The sequence below is a fragment of the Agromyces humi genome, assembly GCF_009720255.1.
GTDB classification, from domain to species: Bacteria; Actinomycetota; Actinomycetes; order Actinomycetales; family Microbacteriaceae; genus Agromyces; species Agromyces humi.
The window spans coordinates 1-2,530 of the sequence record NZ_WJSP02000467.1 but is presented as its reverse complement, the minus strand read 5'-3'; the positions used below and the strand labels follow the sequence as shown (position 1 = coordinate 2,530).

Sequence of the window (2,530 nt, the reverse complement as noted above, 5' to 3'; positions counted from 1 at the left end):
CACGGCAAGCATCGGGGTCGTCACGGTCGAATACCCCGAAAGCCCGGTCATCATCGACCAACTCATCCGAGCAGCCGACCACGCGATGTACGACGCGAAGCTCTCCGGCGGCGGCGGCGTCGTCACCGCCCGCGCCGCGAACATCTCACGCGACCTCGCGAACACGCCGCCCGGGCATCTCACCGCCATCGACATCGCCGACGTCGCGGTCGCACTCGGCGCGCGGTTCGGCTTCGAGGTCGAGGTGTTCGATCGGCAGCAGCTCATCGACCTCGGCTGCGGTGGTCTCCTCGGCGTGAACTCGGGCAGCGCCGAGGAGCCGCGCATGGTCAAGCTGCGCTACACGCCTCCCGGGGACTCGAGCGGGCACCTGGGCCTCGTCGGCAAGGGCATCATGTACGACTCCGGCGGCATCAGCCTGAAGCCGTCGGACCCGATGCACCTGCTCATGAAGATGGACATGGGCGGTGCGGCATCCGTGCTCGCGGCGTTCACCGCGCTGCGCGCGCTCGACGCGACGGCGACCGTGACCGGGTGGCTGATGTGCACCGACAACATGCCGTCGGGCTCGGCGTACAAGCTCGGCGACGTGCTCACCGCCCGCGGCGGTACCACCGTCGAGGTGAAGAACACCGACGCCGAGGGCCGGCTCGTGATGATGGACGCCCTCGTGCTCGCCAACGAGGACGGCGTCGACGCCATCGTCGACATCGCCACGCTGACCGGGGCAGCGCTCATGTCGCTCGGCCCGTCGCTCGCCGCCGTGATCGGCAACGATCCCACCATGATCGGCCTCGTGAAGGCAGCGGCCGCCGCGGCCGACGAACCGGTGTGGGAGCTGCCGCTCGAGCGGAAGTACCGCAAGCAGCTCGACTCCGACGTCGCCGACCTCTCGAACCTCGGCGGACCCTACGCCGGCGCGACGACGGCAGCGCTGTTCCTCGCCGAGTTCGTCGGCGAGACGCCGTGGGCGCACCTCGACATCGCGGGCACCATGCAGTCGGGCGAAGACGACGCCTGGCGCTCCAAGGGCGCCACGGGCTACGGCGCCCGGCTGCTCATCGACGTGGCGCGGAGGTTCCAGCCGGCGAAGTGAGCGGTGCCGTCCTGGTGTCGGTCAGTCGGCTGCCGCGTGAGGCTCGGACTCGTCGGGCTGCTCGAGCTCGGAGAGCTCGAGGCTGATCAGTTCGGCGCCTGCGGCGCTGAACCGTCGCAGGGACTGCTGGATCACGGCATCGGCCGCCGTCGACGTGCAGCCGAGCAACTGCTGCACGGCGACGCGCGCGGCCTCATCCGATGCGGCGGCGAGGACGACATCGACGACGGCATGGAGTCGTTCGCGCGCGACCGTCAGCGCGCGAAGCATCTCGAGCCGCTCCGCCATCAGCTCCTCTGAGCTCCGTGCAGGGAATTCGCGATGCCGAGCACCGAGTCGCGCGCGATGCCGCTGGATCTCCGCCCTGGTGACGATCACGTCGAGGGGCGCGTCGGTGCGCACGCCGAGGCCGAGGAGCATTGCATGCAATTCATGGCGCCCGGGCTCGAGCTCCGGCCACTGCGCGGGATTGATGGTCACGGGGATGCGGGCATACTCGCCCGGATCGAGCGGCAGGGCCCGAGCCATCCCGCCGACGACGACGACCTCGAGGGACACGACGCCCGACTTGCCACCGGGCAGGTGGAGCTCGCCGACGGCGTGGAACACGTCGCCCCTGAGCCACCCGTGCACTTCATCCTCGGGCCGCCACGGCTCGTCGCCGACGTTCTCCACATCGATCACGACGCGGTCGATGTCCCCGTCGTAGGCGGCACCCGGCCAGCGCAGCCTGAGGCCTCGGCGACGGTCGGCCCGGCTGGCACGGAGGGGATGCGGCTCGGGGTGCACCCGAGCACGCCGCGGGCCGAGCACGCCGCCTTCATCGTCACCAGCTGGGGTCAGCTGTGCGAGCCTCCACGATCGCCGGTCCTCGTCGACCGGTGCTCCCAGCATGACGACGTCGCCGCTGTTCGGGACGCGGAGTACCCGCCACCCTCGGTCGGGGACGATGACCGAGGCGTCATCGAGTTCCGCCCCGAGTTCGGCGAGCAGCGCGCCGAGCTCGACGCCCTCCTCGCCGAGAGTTGCGGGGTCGACTGCGGCGTTGCCGAACCGGGGCCACTCCTCGTGCGCATCCATGAGCGTTAGGGTGCCACACCCGCGTCGCGCGCGCGTCGTCCGATTGTCGCGCTGTCGCCGCCGCTGTCGCCCCCGGCCGCCCTGCCTGCCCGCGCGCCGAGATGACGCAAAGCGACGTTCGGGCGGCGAGGAAGGTCGGTTCGCGTCACTTCGGCGACCACGCTGCATCCGCCCGCTGCGCATGCGGGTGCACGAGATGACGCAAACCGACGTTCGGGCGGCTCCCGGGAGTCGATTCGCGTCATCTCGACGACCGAGAGCGCGCTGACTGACGGTCAGGGTGCGCCGGGGTGCGCGGAGAACGGGTCAGGCCGGCCGGCGCCAGCGGGTCAGCGGGGCCGGCGGGTCAGCGCA

The 2,530-nt window shown here is 71.1% G+C and carries 2 protein-coding genes; one reads left to right on the top strand and one right to left on the bottom strand.

Annotated elements, in window-relative coordinates:
- On the top strand, positions 1 to 1,096 hold a 1,096-nt coding region (locus GH736_RS20980), incomplete at its 5' end, for a M17 family metallopeptidase (protein ID WP_159606770.1).
- Between the two features lie 21 nt (positions 1,097 to 1,117).
- Here GH736_RS20980 and GH736_RS20975 read toward each other — a convergent pair.
- Positions 1,118 to 2,176 (bottom strand): hypothetical protein, encoded by a 1,059-nt coding sequence (locus GH736_RS20975; protein WP_159606768.1) that lies wholly within the window; start codon positions 2,174 to 2,176, stop codon positions 1,118 to 1,120.
- Positions 2,177 to 2,530: the final 354 nt, after the last annotated feature.